Source organism: Burkholderia sp. MSMB1498 (assembly GCF_001526245.1).
GTDB classification, from domain to species: Bacteria; Pseudomonadota; Gammaproteobacteria; order Burkholderiales; family Burkholderiaceae; genus Burkholderia; species Burkholderia savannae.
This window is the reverse complement of record NZ_LOYJ01000017.1, coordinates 67,556-82,493: the sequence shown is the minus strand read 5'-3', so window position 1 is coordinate 82,493 and position 14,938 is coordinate 67,556. Positions and strand designations below refer to the sequence as shown.

The 14,938-nt window shown below is 70.1% G+C and carries 12 protein-coding genes and 1 pseudogene; 9 read left to right on the top strand and 4 right to left on the bottom strand.

What is annotated here, in order from left to right; genetic code table 11:
• Positions 1 to 6: 6 nt before the first annotated feature.
• The 8 genes and pseudogenes from WS91_RS04365 (at position 7) to WS91_RS04320 (ending at position 9,547) form a co-directional block, all read left to right on the top strand.
• A complete protein-coding gene (locus tag WS91_RS04365; protein ID WP_059582191.1) occupies positions 7 to 1,044 on the top strand; it encodes an NADP-dependent oxidoreductase in 1,038 nt (345 codons plus the stop codon).
• Positions 1,045 to 1,217: 173 nt separating this feature from the next.
• Positions 1,218 to 1,904, top strand: coding sequence for a putative quinol monooxygenase (locus tag WS91_RS36685; RefSeq protein WP_197422207.1), 687 nt, complete (start codon positions 1,218 to 1,220; stop codon positions 1,902 to 1,904).
• Positions 1,901 to 2,356 carry a (2Fe-2S)-binding protein gene (locus tag WS91_RS04355; protein ID WP_059582187.1) on the top strand — a complete coding sequence of 152 codons (456 nt, stop codon included), beginning with the start codon at positions 1,901 to 1,903 and terminating at the stop codon, positions 2,354 to 2,356. The genes WS91_RS36685 and WS91_RS04355 overlap by 4 nt, the downstream gene beginning before the upstream one ends.
• 1 nt (position 2,357) lies before the next feature.
• A complete protein-coding gene (locus WS91_RS04350; protein ID WP_059669811.1) occupies positions 2,358 to 4,598 on the top strand; it encodes a xanthine dehydrogenase family protein molybdopterin-binding subunit in 2,241 nt (746 codons plus the stop codon).
• A 15-nt stretch (positions 4,599 to 4,613) separates the two neighbouring features.
• The gene (locus WS91_RS04345) at positions 4,614 to 5,912 is read left to right on the top strand and encodes a c-type cytochrome (RefSeq protein WP_059669810.1); all 1,299 of its coding nucleotides are present in this window, start codon (positions 4,614 to 4,616) and stop codon (positions 5,910 to 5,912) included.
• A gap of 716 nt (positions 5,913 to 6,628) precedes the next feature.
• Positions 6,629 to 8,044 carry a CoA transferase gene (locus WS91_RS04330; RefSeq protein WP_059669809.1) on the top strand — a complete coding sequence of 472 codons (1,416 nt, stop codon included), beginning with the start codon at positions 6,629 to 6,631 and terminating at the stop codon, positions 8,042 to 8,044.
• 138 nt (positions 8,045 to 8,182) lie between these two features.
• Positions 8,183 to 8,543, top strand: a pseudogene (locus WS91_RS04325) (aspartate/glutamate racemase family protein); the annotation flags it as partial.
• Between the two features lie 104 nt (positions 8,544 to 8,647).
• On the top strand, positions 8,648 to 9,547 hold the full coding sequence (locus WS91_RS04320) for a LysR family transcriptional regulator (protein ID WP_059669808.1): 900 nt from the start codon (positions 8,648 to 8,650) through the stop codon (positions 9,545 to 9,547).
• Here the strand turns inward: WS91_RS04320 and WS91_RS04315 are convergent.
• The 4 genes from WS91_RS04315 to WS91_RS04295 all read right to left on the bottom strand — a co-directional run bounded on the left by WS91_RS04315 (position 9,453) and on the right by WS91_RS04295 (position 13,440).
• Entirely contained in the window at positions 9,453 to 9,878 is a 426-nt protein-coding gene (locus WS91_RS04315; RefSeq protein ID WP_156432282.1) for a hypothetical protein, read from the bottom strand. The two genes, WS91_RS04320 and WS91_RS04315, sit on opposite strands and share 95 nt — an antisense overlap.
• Positions 9,879 to 9,889: 11 nt before the next feature.
• Complete coding sequence (locus tag WS91_RS04310; protein ID WP_059669806.1) at positions 9,890 to 10,702, bottom strand: glycine betaine ABC transporter substrate-binding protein; 813 nt, start codon at positions 10,700 to 10,702, stop codon at positions 9,890 to 9,892.
• Between the two features lie 57 nt (positions 10,703 to 10,759).
• Positions 10,760 to 11,773 (bottom strand): zinc-binding alcohol dehydrogenase family protein, encoded by a 1,014-nt coding sequence (locus tag WS91_RS04305; protein ID WP_059582170.1) that lies wholly within the window; start codon positions 11,771 to 11,773, stop codon positions 10,760 to 10,762.
• A 695-nt stretch (positions 11,774 to 12,468) separates the two neighbouring features.
• Positions 12,469 to 13,440: a LysR family transcriptional regulator gene (locus WS91_RS04295; protein WP_197422206.1), complete on the bottom strand. Its 972-nt coding sequence runs from the start codon at positions 13,438 to 13,440 to the stop codon at positions 12,469 to 12,471.
• 168 nt (positions 13,441 to 13,608) lie between these two features.
• Here WS91_RS04295 and WS91_RS04290 point away from each other — a divergent pair, with 168 nt between their 5' ends.
• Positions 13,609 to 14,928, top strand: a complete 1,320-nt coding sequence (locus WS91_RS04290) for an MFS transporter (protein ID WP_038747872.1) — start codon at positions 13,609 to 13,611, stop codon at positions 14,926 to 14,928.
• Positions 14,929 to 14,938 lie beyond the last annotated feature (10 nt).

Sequence of the window (14,938 nt, the reverse complement as noted above, 5' to 3'; positions counted from 1 at the left end):
ATTCCTATGCCGCAAAGCCAGACGACGAACCGCAGGATCGTTCTGAATTCGCGCCCGAAAGGCGCGCCCACGCCCGAGAATTTCCGCGTCGAGACGACGGCGGTGCCGACGCCCGCTCAGGGCGAGGTGCTGCTGCGCACGGTGTGGCTATCGCTCGATCCGTACATGCGCGGCCGCATGAGCGACGCGCCTTCGTATGCGCCGCCCGTCGAGATCGGCGGCGTGATGGTGGGCGGGACGGTGAGCCGCGTCGTCTCGTCGACCGTGCCCGCGTTTCGCGAAGGCGACCTCGTGCTGTCGAACGCCGGCTGGCAGGATTACGCGCTGTCCGACGGCGCTGACCTGATGCCGCTCGCCGGCATCGCGCATCCGTCGCAGGCGCTCGGCGTGCTCGGGATGCCCGGCTTCACCGCTTACTTCGGATTGCTGGAGATCGGCCGGCCGAAGGCGGGCGAGACGGTCGTCGTCGCGGCGGCGAGCGGCGCGGTCGGCTCGGTCGTCGGGCAGATCGCGAAGCTGAAGGGCTGCCGGGTCGTCGGCATCGCGGGCGGCGCCGACAAGTGCCGCTACGTGACGCAGACGCTCGGCTTCGACGCGTGCGTCGACCATCGCGCTCCGGATGTGGCCGAGCAGCTCGCGGCCGCGTGCCCGAACGGCATCGACGTGTATTTCGAGAACGTCGGCGGCGCGGTGTTCGACGCGGTGCTGCCGCTGCTGAACGATCGCGCGCGCGTGCCCGTCTGCGGGCTGATCGCCCACTACAACGACAGCGCGCTGCCGCCGGGGCCGAATCGTTTGCCGCTGCTGATGTCGAGCGTGCTGCGCAAGCGGATCAGCATGCAGGGCTTCATCATCCTCGATCACTACGCGGACGTTTATCCGGCATTCCTGAAGGAAATGGGCGAGTGGGTCGCGCAGGGCAAGGTGCAGCTTCGCGAGGACGTCGTCGACGGGCTCGAGGCGGCGCCGCAGACGCTGATCGGACTGCTCGGCGGGAAGAACTTCGGCAAGGTCGTCGTGCGCGTGGGGCCCGACGCGCCGTGAGTTCGGCCGCGCGAGCGCCGGGATGAAGGTTCGGCGCTCGCGTTCGAGCCGCCGCCTCGGATGTCGTGCGGATTCATGCGATGCCGAGGCGTGCGGAGGCGCGCAGAGGCGTGCATAGGCGTGCGGGGAGGCGAATCGCCGGACCGCGGTCCGGATTGGCATCGAGAACGATCATGGCGCGCGGTGTCCTTGCAAGCCTGATCCCGACGCCCCAGCGCATCGGCGCGGCGGCGGGATTGCGCCGGACCGCGGCCGCGACGCGCGCCGAACCGGGCAATCGCCGCTGCGATCTGTTTCGTCAGGCCGACGGCGTGCCGGGTCTTCATATGCTCGGGATCGACGGCGACGAGGCCGCGCCCGAAGCGCGCCGCGCGAGCGCGCATTCCGTCGCGTATCGGAAGAGGGCGGCTGAATGGCTGGCGCAGCCGCCCGCCGTGACGGCGCTGACGGCCGTAGCAGCCGTGAGTCGGCGGCCCGGCGCGACAACCCCGTGCGAACCGTGTTGCGGCGGGCAGGCGGCGCTCGTCGCGATCGCCTTGCGCGGGCCGCAGCGCCGGTATCCGAGCGGCATCGGAGTCGAGCCGCCACGCATGCCTGCCGTCGGCGCGGCGCGTGGAAGGCCGCGGTTTTTCCGCGTTTGCCGGCCCTCGCTCGTCGCTGCGCAGGATGTCGCCCCGCGCGATGCGCCGATCCGGTCGAGCCGACATGCGGGCGTGCGCCGCACCGTTTTCGTGCGTTGTCGTGCCGATCCGTCGCGCTTGCACGGGCCGAGACTGCAGCAATTTCGCAATAGGTTCAATATGCGCGAGTTGCTGCTCGCCATTCGAAATCCCCACTCGTCATTGCCGGAGTCCGCATGACCGACTTGAACATCAACGGCGCGACCCATGCGGTCGACGCCCCCGCCGACATGCCGCTCCTCTGGGTGCTGCGCGATCTCGTCGGCCTGACCGGCACGAAATTCGGCTGCGGCATCGCGCAATGCGGCGCGTGCACCGTGCATCTCGACGGCGTCGCGGTGCGCTCGTGCGTGCTGCCCGTCGCCTCGGTCGGCGGCAGGAAAATCACGACGATCGAAGCGGTCGGCGCGACGCCGGCGGGGCAGAAGGTCCAGCAGGCGTGGCGCGAGCTCGACGTCGTCCAGTGCGGCTATTGCCAGTCCGGCCAGGTGATGGCGGCCGCGGCGCTGCTCGCGTCGAACCCGAACCCGACCGACGCGGACATCGACGCGGCGATGACGGGCAACCTCTGCCGCTGCGGCACGTACAACCGGATACGCGCGGCGATCAAGCACGCGGCGAAGGGGGCCTGACATGTCGCGCGGACTGATCGAAGCAGGCAGGGCGCACGCGGCCGAGGCGGCGCGCGGCGCGGGCGTGTCGCGGCGCGATTTCCTGAAATACGGGATGACGCTCGGCGCGGCGGCGGGCGGCGGCCTGCTGCTCGGCTTCAGCGTGCCCGCCGCGGGCGGCGACGCCCGCCGCTCGGTGATCGGCGGCGACGCGATCGAGACGCCCCGAAACGGCGTGTTCGCGCCGAACGCGTTCGTGCAGATCGACCGCACGGGCACGGTCACGCTCGTGATGCCGAAGGTCGAGATGGGCCAGGGCGTCTACACGTCGATTCCGATGCTGATCGCCGAGGAGCTCGAGGTGCCGCTCGCGAGCGTGACGCTCGACCACGCGCCGCCGAACGCGAAGCTGTTTCTCGATCCGCTGCTCGGCGGCCAGCTGACGGGCGGCTCGACGTCGATCCGCTATGCGTGGGAGCCGATGCGCCGCGCGGGCGCGGCCGCGCGCACGCTGCTCGTCGCGGCGGCGGCGCGGCAGTGGAAGGTCGATCCGGCGTCGTGCCGCGCGCAAGGCGGCGAAGTGCTGCATCCGGCCAGCGGGCGGCGCGCGTCGTACGGGCAGCTCGCCGACGCGGCCGCGAAGCTGCCCGTGCCGAAGGACGTCGCGCTGAAGCAGCCCGAGGACTTCAAGCTGATCGGCAAGCCCGTCAAGCGGCTCGATTCGCCGGAGAAAATCGACGGCACCGCGCAGTTCGGGCTCGACGTGCGCGTGCCGGGCATGCTGTACGCGGTGATCGTCAACAGCCCGGTGTTCGGCGGCAAGGTCGCGCACGTCGACGATCGCGCCGCGAAGCAGGTGCCGGGCGTGCGGCAGGTGGTCGTCGCGGACGACGCGGTCGCGGTCGTCGGCGATCACACGTGGGCCGCGAAGCGCGGCGCGTCGGCGCTGCAGGTTCAATGGAACGAAGGCGCGGGCGCGCGCGTGTCGATGTGCGACATCGTCGCCGATCTCGCGCGCGCGGCCGACAGCGGCAAGGGCGCGGTCGCGCGCAAGGACGGCGACGTCGAGCATGCGTTTTCGAACGCGAAGACGCGCGTCGACGCGGTCTACGAGCAGCCGTTCCTCGCGCACGCGACGATGGAGCCCGTGAACTGCACGGTGCACGTGCGCCCGGACGGCTGCGAGCTCTGGACGGGCACGCAGGTGCCGACGCGCGCGGTCGACGCGGCCGCGAGCGTGACCGGCCTGCCGGCCGACAAGATCGTGCTGCACAACCATCTGTTGGGCGGCGGCTTCGGCCGGCGGCTCGAGACCGACATGGTGCGGCAGGCGGTCAAGATCGCGAAGCAGGTGAGCGCGCCGGTGAAGGTGGTCTGGACTCGCGAGGAGGACATCCGTCACGACATGTACCGGCCGTACTACTACGACCGCATTTCGGCGGGGCTCGACGCGAACGGCAAGCCGGTCGCGTGGCGGCACCGGATCGTCGGCTCGTCGATTCTCGCGCGCTTCGCGCCGCCCGCGGTCAAGGACGGCGTCGATCCGGACGCGGTCGAGGTCGCCGCCGAATTGCCGTACGACCTGCCGAACCAGCTCGTCGACTACGTGCGCCAGGAGCCGCGCCACGTGCCGACCGCGTTCTGGCGCGGCGTCGGGCCGACGCGCGGCACGTTCGTCGTCGAGAGCTTCATCGACGAGCTCGCCGCGCAGACGAAGACCGATCCCGTCGCCTACCGCCGCGCGCTGCTCGGCAAGTCGCCGCGCGCGCGCAACGTGCTCGACGTCGCCGCGAAGGCGGCGGGCTGGGGCGCGTCGCTGCCGAAGGGGCAGGGGCGCGGCGTATCGGTGATGCATGCGTTCGGCAGCTTCTTCTCGATGGTCGCGGACGTATCCGTCGACGACGGCGAGGTGAGCGTGAAGCGCATCGTGTGCGCGGTCGACTGCGGGATGGTGGTGAATCCGGACACGATCGAGGCGCAGGTGCAGGGCGGCATCATCTTCGGGATCACGGGCGCGCTGTACGGCGAGATCACGATCGAGGACGGCCGCGTCGAGCAGGGCAACTTCACCGACTACCGGATGCTGCGGATCGATCAGACGCCGCAAATCGACGTGCACATCGTGAAGAGCGGCGAAGCGCCGGGCGGGATCGGCGAGCCGGGCACGGCGGCGCTCGGCGCCGCGCTCACGAACGCGATCCATGCGGCGACGGGCAAGCGCCTGCGCAAGCTGCCGGTCGGCAGCCAGCTGAAAACCGCCTGAACGCCGAGGACTCCGATGATTCGTACTGGAAACAAGTTCAAGCGCGCCGCGCAGGCGCTCGGCGCGATGCTCGCGGCGCTCGCGGTGAGCACGGGCGCGCGCGCCGCCTCGCCCGACGACGCGCTTGTCGCGCGCGGCGCGTACCTCGCGAAGGCGGGCGACTGCATCGCGTGCCATACGGCCGCGCGCGGCAAGCCGTTCGCGGGCGGCCTGCCGATGGAAACGCCGATGGGCGCGATCTATGCGACCAACATCACGCCGGACCCGGAAACGGGGATCGGCGGCTACAGCGAGACGGACTTCGCGCGCGCGTTGCGCGAGGGCGTCGCGAAGGACGGCCACAACCTGTATCCGGCGATGCCTTATCCGTCGTATGCGAAGCTCGCCGACGGCGACGTGAAGGCGCTCTACGCGTATTTCATGCATGGCGTCGAACCGGTGAAGCAGGCGAATCGCGCGCCGGACATTCCGTGGCCGCTCGACATGCGCTGGCCGCTGAAGATCTGGAACGCGGTGTTTCTCGACGCGGGCGCGTATCGCGACAAGCCGGGCAAGGACGCGGCGTGGAATCGCGGCGCGTACCTCGTGCAGGGGCTCGGTCACTGCGGCTCGTGCCACACGCCGCGCGGCGTCGGCTTCCAGGAGAAGGCGCTCGACGAGAGCGGGCCGGCGTATCTGTCCGGCGCGCTGATCGACAACTGGTTCGCGTCGAACCTGACGGGCGAGCACAACGTCGGGCTCGGCCGATGGACCGAAGCGGACCTCGCGCAGTTCCTGAAGACGGGCGCGAACCGGCATGCGAGCGCGTTCGGCTCGATGACGAGCGTGATCAATCACAGCACGCAGGCGCTGAGCGAGGCGGATCTGGCCGCGATCGCGCGCTATCTGAAATCGCTGCCGGCGGCGGGCGGCACGGGCGCGCCGCCTTATCGCCACGACGCGGCCGCGACGCAGGCGCTGCTCGCGCGGCCGGCCGACGATGCGGGCGCGAAGGTGTACGCCGCGTACTGCATGCACTGCCACGGCGTCGACGGCCACGCGTTCGCGCCGCTGCTCGCGCCGCTCGCCGGCAATCCGAACGTGCTCGAGTCGAACGCGGCGTCGCTGATCAACGTCACGCTGAACGGCACCGACGATCTCGTGATCGACGGGCTGCCGGCCGCCTATCCGATGCCGAAGTTCGCGCACGTGCTGACCGACCGGCAGATCGCCGACGTGCTGACGTTCATGCGCGCCGGCTGGAACAACGGCGCGCCCGCGGTGCGCCCGGCCGACGTCGCGAAGCTGAGGAAGGCGACGCAGGCGTCGCGCTGACGGCGGCGGCGCGGATCGCGAAGCGCGGCGAATGTGCGCGCTGTGCCCCGGTTCGGCGAGGGCCGGCGCGCGCCGTTCGCCGCGTGGCGCGCGTGGGGCGAGCGCTTGGGGCGCGTCGCCGCAGGCCGGCGACGCGACGCGCGCGGAGTGCGGCGGCGGACCCGTCGCCGGTTCGCCGCAACGGGCGCTCATCGTCGAAGACGAAACGATGCGCGCACGGGGTGCGCCGAAAGGGCCGCGACGCGCGCGCCGGTTCAAGCGAACGAGCAAAGCGGACGAGTAATGCGGATATAAAGTCAACGTAAAGCGCAGCGCCGCGCGTTCGTCGTCCTGATTCGGGGAGTCGACATCGAAGTTCAGATCGCCGAAAAAATGGAAATCGATTAGGCGAATCGGAATTCGATGTGCATTTCAATATCGCGCCGCGGAAGACGCATGACGCATTGCCATGATCGATGCGGCGCGATTCGCGTGCCCGCCTGGGAGCGGCGGCGGGCGTCGCCGCTTTCGCCGCATCGGCCCGGAAGCGGGAATCCCGCGCCCGGAGCCCGCGGGCCCGAATAGGGACGCTCGATCGCCCGACGGCCGCACATCCGGATTCGTTTTAAAAGAAGATGCCGACGAATTAAAAAATAACTTGATTCCCGGAATCAACGTTGACACTCGATATTCGCCGGCAATAATCTTGCCGTGATCTCTTCAAATCGGGGAAGTCAATGTCCGATCTCTCTTCGTCGTCGCAATCCGAACAATCCGGCCGTGCGCGCACCGCCGCGTATTTGCACGAAATCTGGCGGGCCGCGAACGGCGATCTCGCCGCCCTGCATGCGTTGAATTTCAGCGGCACGGGCGTGCTGCCGTCGGCGTTTCCGGTCACCGATTTCGCATCGGCCGCGATCGGCGCGGCGAGCGTCGCGGTCGCCGAACTCGTGCATCGCGCGACCGGCAAGCTGCCCGGCGTGCGCGTGGATCGCCGCCGTGCGTCGCTGTGGTTCGGCGTGTCGCTGCGGCCGCGCGGCTGGGACATGCCGCCGCCGTGGGATGCGATCGCGGGCGACTATCGCACGGCCGACGGCTGGATCAGGCTGCACACGAACGCGCCGCACCATCGCGCCGCCGCGCTCGCGGTGCTCGGCGCGCCGCCCGACAAGGCGGCGGTCGCGCACGCGGCCGGGCAGTGGCGTAGCGACGCGCTCGAGTCGGCCGTCGTCGAGCAGGGCGGATGCGCGGCCGCGATGCGCACGCAGGACGAATGGGCGCGACATCCGCAGGGGCTTGCAGTGCGCGCGGAGCCGCTGCTGATTCACGACGGCGTCGCGGTCGAAGGCAAGCGGCCGGCGTGGTCGCCGTCCGCCGAGCGGCCGCTGCGGGGCGTGCGCGTGCTCGATCTCACACGCATTCTGGCGGGCCCCGTTGCGACGCGCTTTCTCGCGGGCTTCGGCGCGCAGGTGCTGCGCATCGATCCGATCGGCTGGGACGAGCCGAACACGGTGCCCGAAGTCGTGCTCGGCAAGCGCTGTGCCCGCGCCGATCTGAAATCGGGCGACGGGCGCGCGCTGCTGCGCCGCCTGATCGGCGAGGCCGACGTGATGGTCCACGGCTACCGGCCCGATGCGCTCGACCGGCTCGGCTTCGATGCGGACGAACGGCGGCGGATCAATCCGGGCCTCGTCGACGTATCGCTCGACGCCTATGGCTGGAGCGGGCCGTGGCGCGGCCGCCGCGGCTTCGACAGCCTGGTGCAGACGAGCGCGGGCATCGTCGCGACGGGCATGCGCGAGGCCGGCGCCGAGCGGCCGGTGCCGCTGCCCGTGCAGGCGCTCGATCACGGCGCCGGCTATCTGCTCGCGACGGCCGCGATTCGCGGTCTCGCGCGACGGTTGGCGACAGGCGCCGGAACGAGGACGCGCGCGTCGCTCGCGCGAACGGCAGTGCTGCTCGCATCGGGTGGCTTGCAGGAAGCCGACAGGCCGGCGATCGCGCGCGAGACGGCGGGCGATCTGGCCGATTGGGTCGAGGAGACGAGTTGGGGGCCGGCGCAGCGCGTACGGGCGCCGTCCGAGGTCGAAGGCGCGCCGGTGCAATGGCCGCATCCGGCGCGCGCGCTCGGTTGGTCGCCCGCCGAGTGGTAGCGGGCGCGGCCGTCACGGCCGCATCGGGGCATGCGCATGGATCAGGCCGTCGTGGCGAGCGGTGGCGGCACGGGGATCGGTGTCGCGACCGCGCGGCGTTTCGCGCGGCAGCGGGCACGCGTGGCGATCGTCGGCCGCCGCGCCGACGGGCTCGCGCGCGTCGCCGGGCTGATCGGCGACGCGCTTCACGATGGAGCAGGATTTCTATCGCGAGCGGATGGCGTCGCTTCACGGCATCGACGTGATCGTGCCGGGCGAGCGGGAGCGGGCCGTCGTCCACGACGTGATCTACGACGAGCTCTGTCACGGCGTCGCGCGCGATGAATCGCGCGCCGCCTACCGGCGGATCATCGACGCGTTGCAGGCGGCGGGCGCCGAAGCCGTGATCCTCGGCTGCACGGAAATCACGCTGCTGATCAAGCCAGCCGATTCGGCGCTGCCGGTGTTCGACACGACCGCGCTGCACGCGCTCGCGGCGGTCGAGCTGGCGGCCGGCTGAACGGCGCGCGCAAGCCGCCGCTCGACCGCCGCACGCGTTCGCAGTACCCTTGCAGCCCGTTGCGCGCCTTTGCGCGCGTCGCTCGCCCCGACGCGCCTCCCCCGATGATCCGACTCGACGACCTCGCCGTATTCGTGCTCGCCGCCGACAACGGCAGCCTGTCCGCCGCCGCGCGGCTTCTCGACGTCGCGCCGGCCGTCGCCAGCGCGGCGGTCAAGCGGCTCGAAAGCGAGCTCGACGTGCGCCTGCTCGCGCGCACGACGCGCAGCCTGCGCCTCACGCCGGACGGCGAGCGCTATCTCGCGTACGCGCGCAACGCGCTCGCCGAACTGCGCGCCGGCAAGGACGTGCTCGCGCGCGGCCGTCAGGAAGTGGGCGGCGACCTGACGCTGTCGATGCCGTCCGATTTCGGCCGCAACGTGCTGTCCGGCTGGCTCGACGAGTTTCTCGCGCTGTATCCGGCCGTGTCGCTGCACGTGCGGATCGGCGACCGGATCGTCAACCTGTTCCGTCAGCCGGTCGACGCGGTGCTGCGCTACGGTGTTCCCGACGATTCGTCGCTGATCGCGGCACCGCTCGCGCCCGACAACCGGCGCGTGTTGTGCGCATCGCCCGCTTATTTCGCGCGGCACGGCAAGCCGGCGACGCCGGACGATCTGCGCGGCCACAACTGCCTGCGCTTCGCGCTGAGCGAGCGCACGCACGACCAATGGACGTTCCATTCGGACGACGCCGCGCACACGGTCAAGGTGACGGGCAGCCGGGCTGCCGACGACGGCGAGCTCGTGCGTCGCTGGGCGGTCGGCGGGTACGGGATTGCGTACAAGTCGCGCCTCGACGTGCTCGACGATCTGCGCGCGGGGCGTCTCGAGCCCGCGCTCGACGCGTGGACGACCGAGCCGACGCCGCTCAATCTCGTCTATACGCACCGGCTCGCGCTGTCGCCGACGCTCGCCGCGCTGCGCGACTTTCTGCGGGCGCGGATCGCTGCGTACCTCGCTTAGCGCGGCGTCGCGTGGCGCGCAGCGAGATCGCGCCGTGCGGCGCTGATTGGCATGGAGCAGCGATTGGCGCGCCTGTCCGCATCGGCCGGAGCAGGTCGATGCCGGGCGAAGCGGGGCGGTGCCGAACAGCATCGAACGGCCCGAACGGCGAGAACGGCGCGAATAGCGCGAATGGCCTGAACAGCCCGCACAGCCCGCACAGCCCGAGCAGCCCGAGCAGCCCGAACAGCCCGAACAGCCCGAACAGCCCGAACAGCCCGAACAGCCCGAACAGCCCGAACAGCACGAACAGCACGAACAGCACGAACAGCACGAACAGCACGAACAGCACGCTCAGTCCGATCAACGCGACACGGCCCCACCCGACACACGTGCCGCAAGCTCGCGCAGATACCGCTCGCCCGCTTCGCGCGGGCTGAGCCCGTCGCGCGAAATCAGATGATCGAGCCGCGTGAGCCCGGCGTTGCCCGGGCGCAGCTGCCGCAGCGCGTCGACGGCGGCGGCGGGCAGCCGCTCGCGCGCCGATTTGCGCAGCACGAGCGTCGCCGCGTCGGCGCCGCGCAGCAGCCCGCGCGGCTCGCGCAGTTCGCGTATCGCGTGACGCCAGTGCAGGTATTGCGGCCGCCACAGCGGCACGACGACCCACGCGCGTCTTGCCGCCGCCTCTTCGAACGCGTCGACGCACTGTTCGAGTGTGCCGTTCGCGAAGCGATAGCCGTGCGCGTCGAGATCGTACGCGGCGAAGATCTCGCGCGAGAAGCGCGAGATGCCCGCGCCCGGGCCGATGCCCTGGATGAGCGGCGTCATCCGCTCGACGACGTTGGCGCGCGTCAGGTCCGCGACGCTCGACACCGCGTCGGCCGGCACGTAGTCGGGCACGCCCCACAGCGCGTACGGCGCGTACATCGCGGACAAGGGCTCGAACGCGTCGGCGATCGCGTCGAAATACGCGCCGTGGCTGCCGGGCAGCCACGCGGCGCACAGCATGTCGGCCGTGCCGTCGCGCAGCAGCTCGAACGCGCCTTCGTGCGGCCGCCTGATTTCGTCGACGCGCACGCCGTGACGCGCGAGCGCCGCGATCACGATGCCCGCCGCCGCGTGATGAAAGGACAAATCGATCGTCGCGAGCGTGACGACCGGGGAAGTTCGGGTCAAGGCGATCTCCGGAGAAAAAGGCGGCGGCGCGGCGGGCCGGCCGCGCCGCCCGGCGGATCAGAAGCCTTCGAGCACGATCTTGCCGCGCGCGCGATGGCTTTCGATGAACGCGTGCGCGCGCTTCAGGTTCGCCGCATTGATCGCGCCGAAGTGTTCGCTGAACGTCGTGCGCAGCGTGCCCGCGTCGACGAGCGCCGCGACGCGATCGAGCAGCGCGTGCTGCTGGAGCTGGTCGCTCGTGCCGAACATCGAGCGCGTGAACATGAACTCCCAGTGCAGCGACGCGCTCTTCGCCTTCAGCTTGCGGAAATCGAGCAGCGCCGGATCGTCGATTAGCGCGAGCTTGCCTTGCGGCTCGAGCGCGTCGACGATCTGATCGAAGTGACGATCGGTCTGGTTCAGGCTCGCGACGTAGTCCACCCGGCCGATGCCGATTCGCTCGAGCTCGGCGGCGAGCGGCTTCGAATGGTCGATCACGTGATGCGCGCCGAGCTCGCGGGCCCACGCGGCCGTCTCGTCGCGCGACGCGGTGCCGATCACGGTGACGCCCGTCAGGCGGCGCGCGAGCTGCACGAGGATCGAGCCGACGCCGCCCGCCGCGCCGACGACGAGCAGCCGCTTGCCGGCCGCGGCGGGGCCCTCGGGGATCTGCAGGCGGTCGAACAGCAGCTCCCACGCGGTGATCGCGGTGAGCGGCAGCGCGGCCGCGTGCGCGAAGTCGAGCGAGCCCGGCATCCTGCCGACGATCCGCTCGTCGACGACGTGCAGCTCGCTGTTGGTGCCCGGGCGCGTCAGCGAGCCCGCGTACCACACGCGGTCGCCCGGCTTGAACAGCGACGCCGCGCTGCCGACGGCCAGCACGACGCCCGCCGCGTCCCAGCCGAGCACGGTCGGCTGGCCGGCTTCGGGCGGCCGGCCGGCGCGCACCTTGACGTCGACGGGATTGACCGACACCGCGCGGACTTCGACGAGCAGGTCGCGCGGGCCCGGCTGCGGGGCGGGCAGCTCGATGTCGACGAGCGAATCGGCGGCGTCGATCGGGAGGTTCTGGTAGAAGGCGATGGCTTTCATGGCGGTTCGAATCGGCGAAAAGTGAAAGGGAGCGCCGGCCGCCGCGCGCAGCGAATGCGCGCGCCGCGATGTTCGGGGCGGCGGGCGGCGCGGAGGAGGGGCGCCGGCGTCGTTGACCGTCGTTGTCAGCGGTCGTCGCGGCGCATCCGGGCGCGTTCGGTCGGCTCCGGCTGCGATGATGCGGCGCACGGCGGGCGCGTCACAGCCGGCGGGCGCGATTTCAGTTTCAACGCTGCGATGAAAATGGCCTGACGCGCGGCGCGCGGCCGCCGTTCGGCGAATGCCGATGGCGTGCGCCGCTTCGAGCGTGCGCCGCCTTGGCTTCGCGCCGATGCGTGGGCGCGGACGCGTTCATCTGCGCATCGCGCAGCGGGCCCGCCTCGAACGAACCGGCCATCGGCGGAACCTCGGCGGACCCTCCGCGGACGTTCATCGCGTTGCAACGGGCGGTGGAAACGGATCGTGCGCCGGCCAGCCGGCCGGCGTGCGCCTGCGCCGCGAAACGCGAAATTGCCGGATCGTTCTCGTTCGATCGGCGCTCGTTCGGCGAACATCGCGCGGTTGCATCGCCCGATCGCGTGCGATGCAACGCAATGCGCCGCCGCTCTTGCATCATCTGGCGCGCGACGTTCCCGCCCCGGCGCGTTCCGAGCCTCGCGCGGCCGGCCGAACCCGAGCGCGATCCGTCGCGCCGCTCAATGCAGCATCCCCAGCCGTTCCGCCATCGGATACCGCTGCACGTAGCGCTGAAACGCGTCGATGAACACTTTCTCGGCCGCGTTCATCCGGCGCTCGCGGTTCCACATCAGGAAGATCTCGACGTCGAGCAGGCCTTCTTCGGGCGGCAGGCGCCAGAGCCGCTGGCGTGCGATATCGTCGCGCACGATGTGCTCGGGCAGGCAGCCGATGCCGTAGCCGGCGAACACGAGGCGGCGGATTTCGTCGAGGCTCGCCGACGTCGCGACGATGCGCCCGGTGAAGCCGCGCTGGTCGCGAAACACGGTGAGCGGCGCGAGCGCGTCGCCGATCTGGTCACTGGTGAACGAAACGAAATTCTCGGAGAGCAGATCCTCGATTTTCAACGCCTGCCGACCAAATAACTGGTGGTGACGTCCGCAAAACATTGCATAGCGTTGGCGCAAAAAACTGCGTAATTCTATTTTATCGACCGGCGTTCGGCATAATGCGAGTCCGCAAGTCGCGGTTTTTTGCAATACAGAAGAAAGAATATCCGCTGAGCGCATGACTTCGATATGCAGATCGACGCGCGGATAAGCGCGGCGGAATTCGGCGAGAAATTCGTCGTAGACGGGCGATTCGACGCGGCTCACGCACAGCAGGCGCACCGAGCCGGTCAGCTCGCCGCCGCGGTCGTCGAGCTCGTTGTCGAGCCGCGACATGTGGCCGTAGATGTCGGTGGCGATCCGGTAGACCTCTTCTCCGGCGCGGGTCGGCAGGAACTGCGCGCCGCGCCGCTGGATCAGCGTGCGGCCGAGCGAATCCTCGAGCCGCTTGAGCGCCTGGCTCACGGCCGGCTGCGTCAGGTGCAGCCGTGCGGCCGCGCGGCTGATGCTGCGCTCCTGCATGATCGCCAGATAGGTTCGCAGCAGATTCCAGTCGAGGCGGTCCATCAGGACGCGGGAAACATGGCTTCGAATATTCGACATTTATTTTTACCCCAGAGAAACGATTCTGCATCGTAAAACTGGATTAATGAAATTTATTCTTAAGATAATAACTTAGAATTTGACCGATTAATCCCGGTGCGCGATAAAACGCCCATTTGCCGAATCCGCGCGATTCGGCGACGCGTACATTTCTGCGAGGAGATCGCATTGAACCGGGGCTTCCCACCGAGCCTGCCCGCGCGCCAGCCGCGTCGCGCGGCCGGCGCCGCGTTCGTCGGCACGATGATCGAGTGGTACGACTTCTACATCTACGCGAACGCGGCCGCGCTGGTCTTCGGCGAGCTGTTCTTCCCGTCGCGCGACTCGTTCACGAGCACGATGGCGTCATTCGCGACGTTCGCGGTCGGCTTCTTCGCGCGGCCGCTCGGCGGGCTGCTTTTCGGCCACCTCGGCGACCGGATCGGGCGCAAGAAGGCGCTGATGGCGACGCTCGCGATGATGGGCGCGGCGACCGTCTGCGTCGGGCTGCTGCCGACCTACGAGCGCGTCGGCATGCTCGCGCCCGCGCTGCTCGTGCTGCTGCGAATCGTGCAGGGCGTCGCGGTCGGCGGCGAATGGGGCGGCGCGGTGCTGATGGCGGGCGAGCACGCGCCGCACGGGCGGCGCACGTTCTTCGCGTCGTTCGCGCAGCTCGGCAGCCCGGCCGGGCTCATCCTGTCGCTCGTCGCGTTTCGCGCGGTCGCGTCGATGGAGCACGACGCGTTCATGTCGTGGGGCTGGCGCCTGCCGTTTCTCGCGAGCATCGCGCTGCTCGCGGTGGGCGCGTTCGTGCGGCTGAAGGTCGACGAATCGCCGGAGTTCGTGCGCGAGAAGGCGATGGCGCGCACCGTTGCGCGGCCGATCGCCGAGGTGCTGCGCTCGTCGCCCGCGATGCTGTCGTTCTGCCTGTGCGCGAACACGATCGGCATCGCCGGGCTGTATTTCACGAACACGTTCATGATCGCGTTCACGACGCAGCACGTCGGCGTGACGAAATCGCTGATTCTCGATTGCCTGTTCATCGTCGCGATCATCCAGTTCGCGTCGCAGCCGATCGCCGCGTGGCTCGGCGGCAAGCTCGGCGACGCGCGCTTTCTGAAGCTCGCCGCGCTTTTCGCGATGGCGTCGCCGTATCCGATGTTCGCGCTCGTGCAGACGGGACGCCTCGCGCCGATGGTGATCGGCATCGCGCTCGCGACCGTGTTCCTCGCCGGCTTCTATTCGGTGATCGCGGGCTTCGTGAGCGGCGCGTTTCCGGCGCGCGTGCGCTATTCGGCGATCTCGATCTCGTACCAGATGTGCGGCGCGATCGCGGGCGGGCTGACGCCGCTCGCCGGCACCTGGCTCGCGCATCGCTTCGTCGGGCAGTGGTGGCCGCTCGCGGTGTTCTATACGTGCCTCGCGGCGTTGTCGCTGTTCGGCGTGATCGCGCTCGACGCGCGCAGGCAGCAGCGGGCCGACGTCGCGGACGCCGTGCTCATGCGCTGATTCGGAAAGG

What these genes read in the sequence shown, in the direction of transcription:
- WS91_RS36685 (WP_197422207.1), top strand. Translation starts at nt 1,218, where the DNA reads ATGGCGCGCGGTGTCCTTGCAAGCCTGATCCCGACGCCCCAGCGCATC.
- WS91_RS04350 (WP_059669811.1), top strand. Translation starts at nt 2,358, where the DNA reads ATGTCGCGCGGACTGATCGAAGCAGGCAGGGCGCACGCGGCCGAGGCG.
- WS91_RS04365 (WP_059582191.1), top strand. Translation starts at nt 7, where the DNA reads ATGCCGCAAAGCCAGACGACGAACCGCAGGATCGTTCTGAATTCGCGC.
- WS91_RS04355 (WP_059582187.1), top strand. Translation starts at nt 1,901, where the DNA reads ATGACCGACTTGAACATCAACGGCGCGACCCATGCGGTCGACGCCCCC.
- WS91_RS04295 (WP_197422206.1), bottom strand. Translation starts at nt 13,440, where the DNA reads ATGTCGAATATTCGAAGCCATGTTTCCCGCGTCCTGATGGACCGCCTC.
- WS91_RS04330 (WP_059669809.1), top strand. Translation starts at nt 6,629, where the DNA reads ATGTCCGATCTCTCTTCGTCGTCGCAATCCGAACAATCCGGCCGTGCG.
- WS91_RS04305 (WP_059582170.1), bottom strand. Translation starts at nt 11,773, where the DNA reads ATGAAAGCCATCGCCTTCTACCAGAACCTCCCGATCGACGCCGCCGAT.
- WS91_RS04320 (WP_059669808.1), top strand. Translation starts at nt 8,648, where the DNA reads ATGATCCGACTCGACGACCTCGCCGTATTCGTGCTCGCCGCCGACAAC.
- WS91_RS04345 (WP_059669810.1), top strand. Translation starts at nt 4,614, where the DNA reads ATGATTCGTACTGGAAACAAGTTCAAGCGCGCCGCGCAGGCGCTCGGC.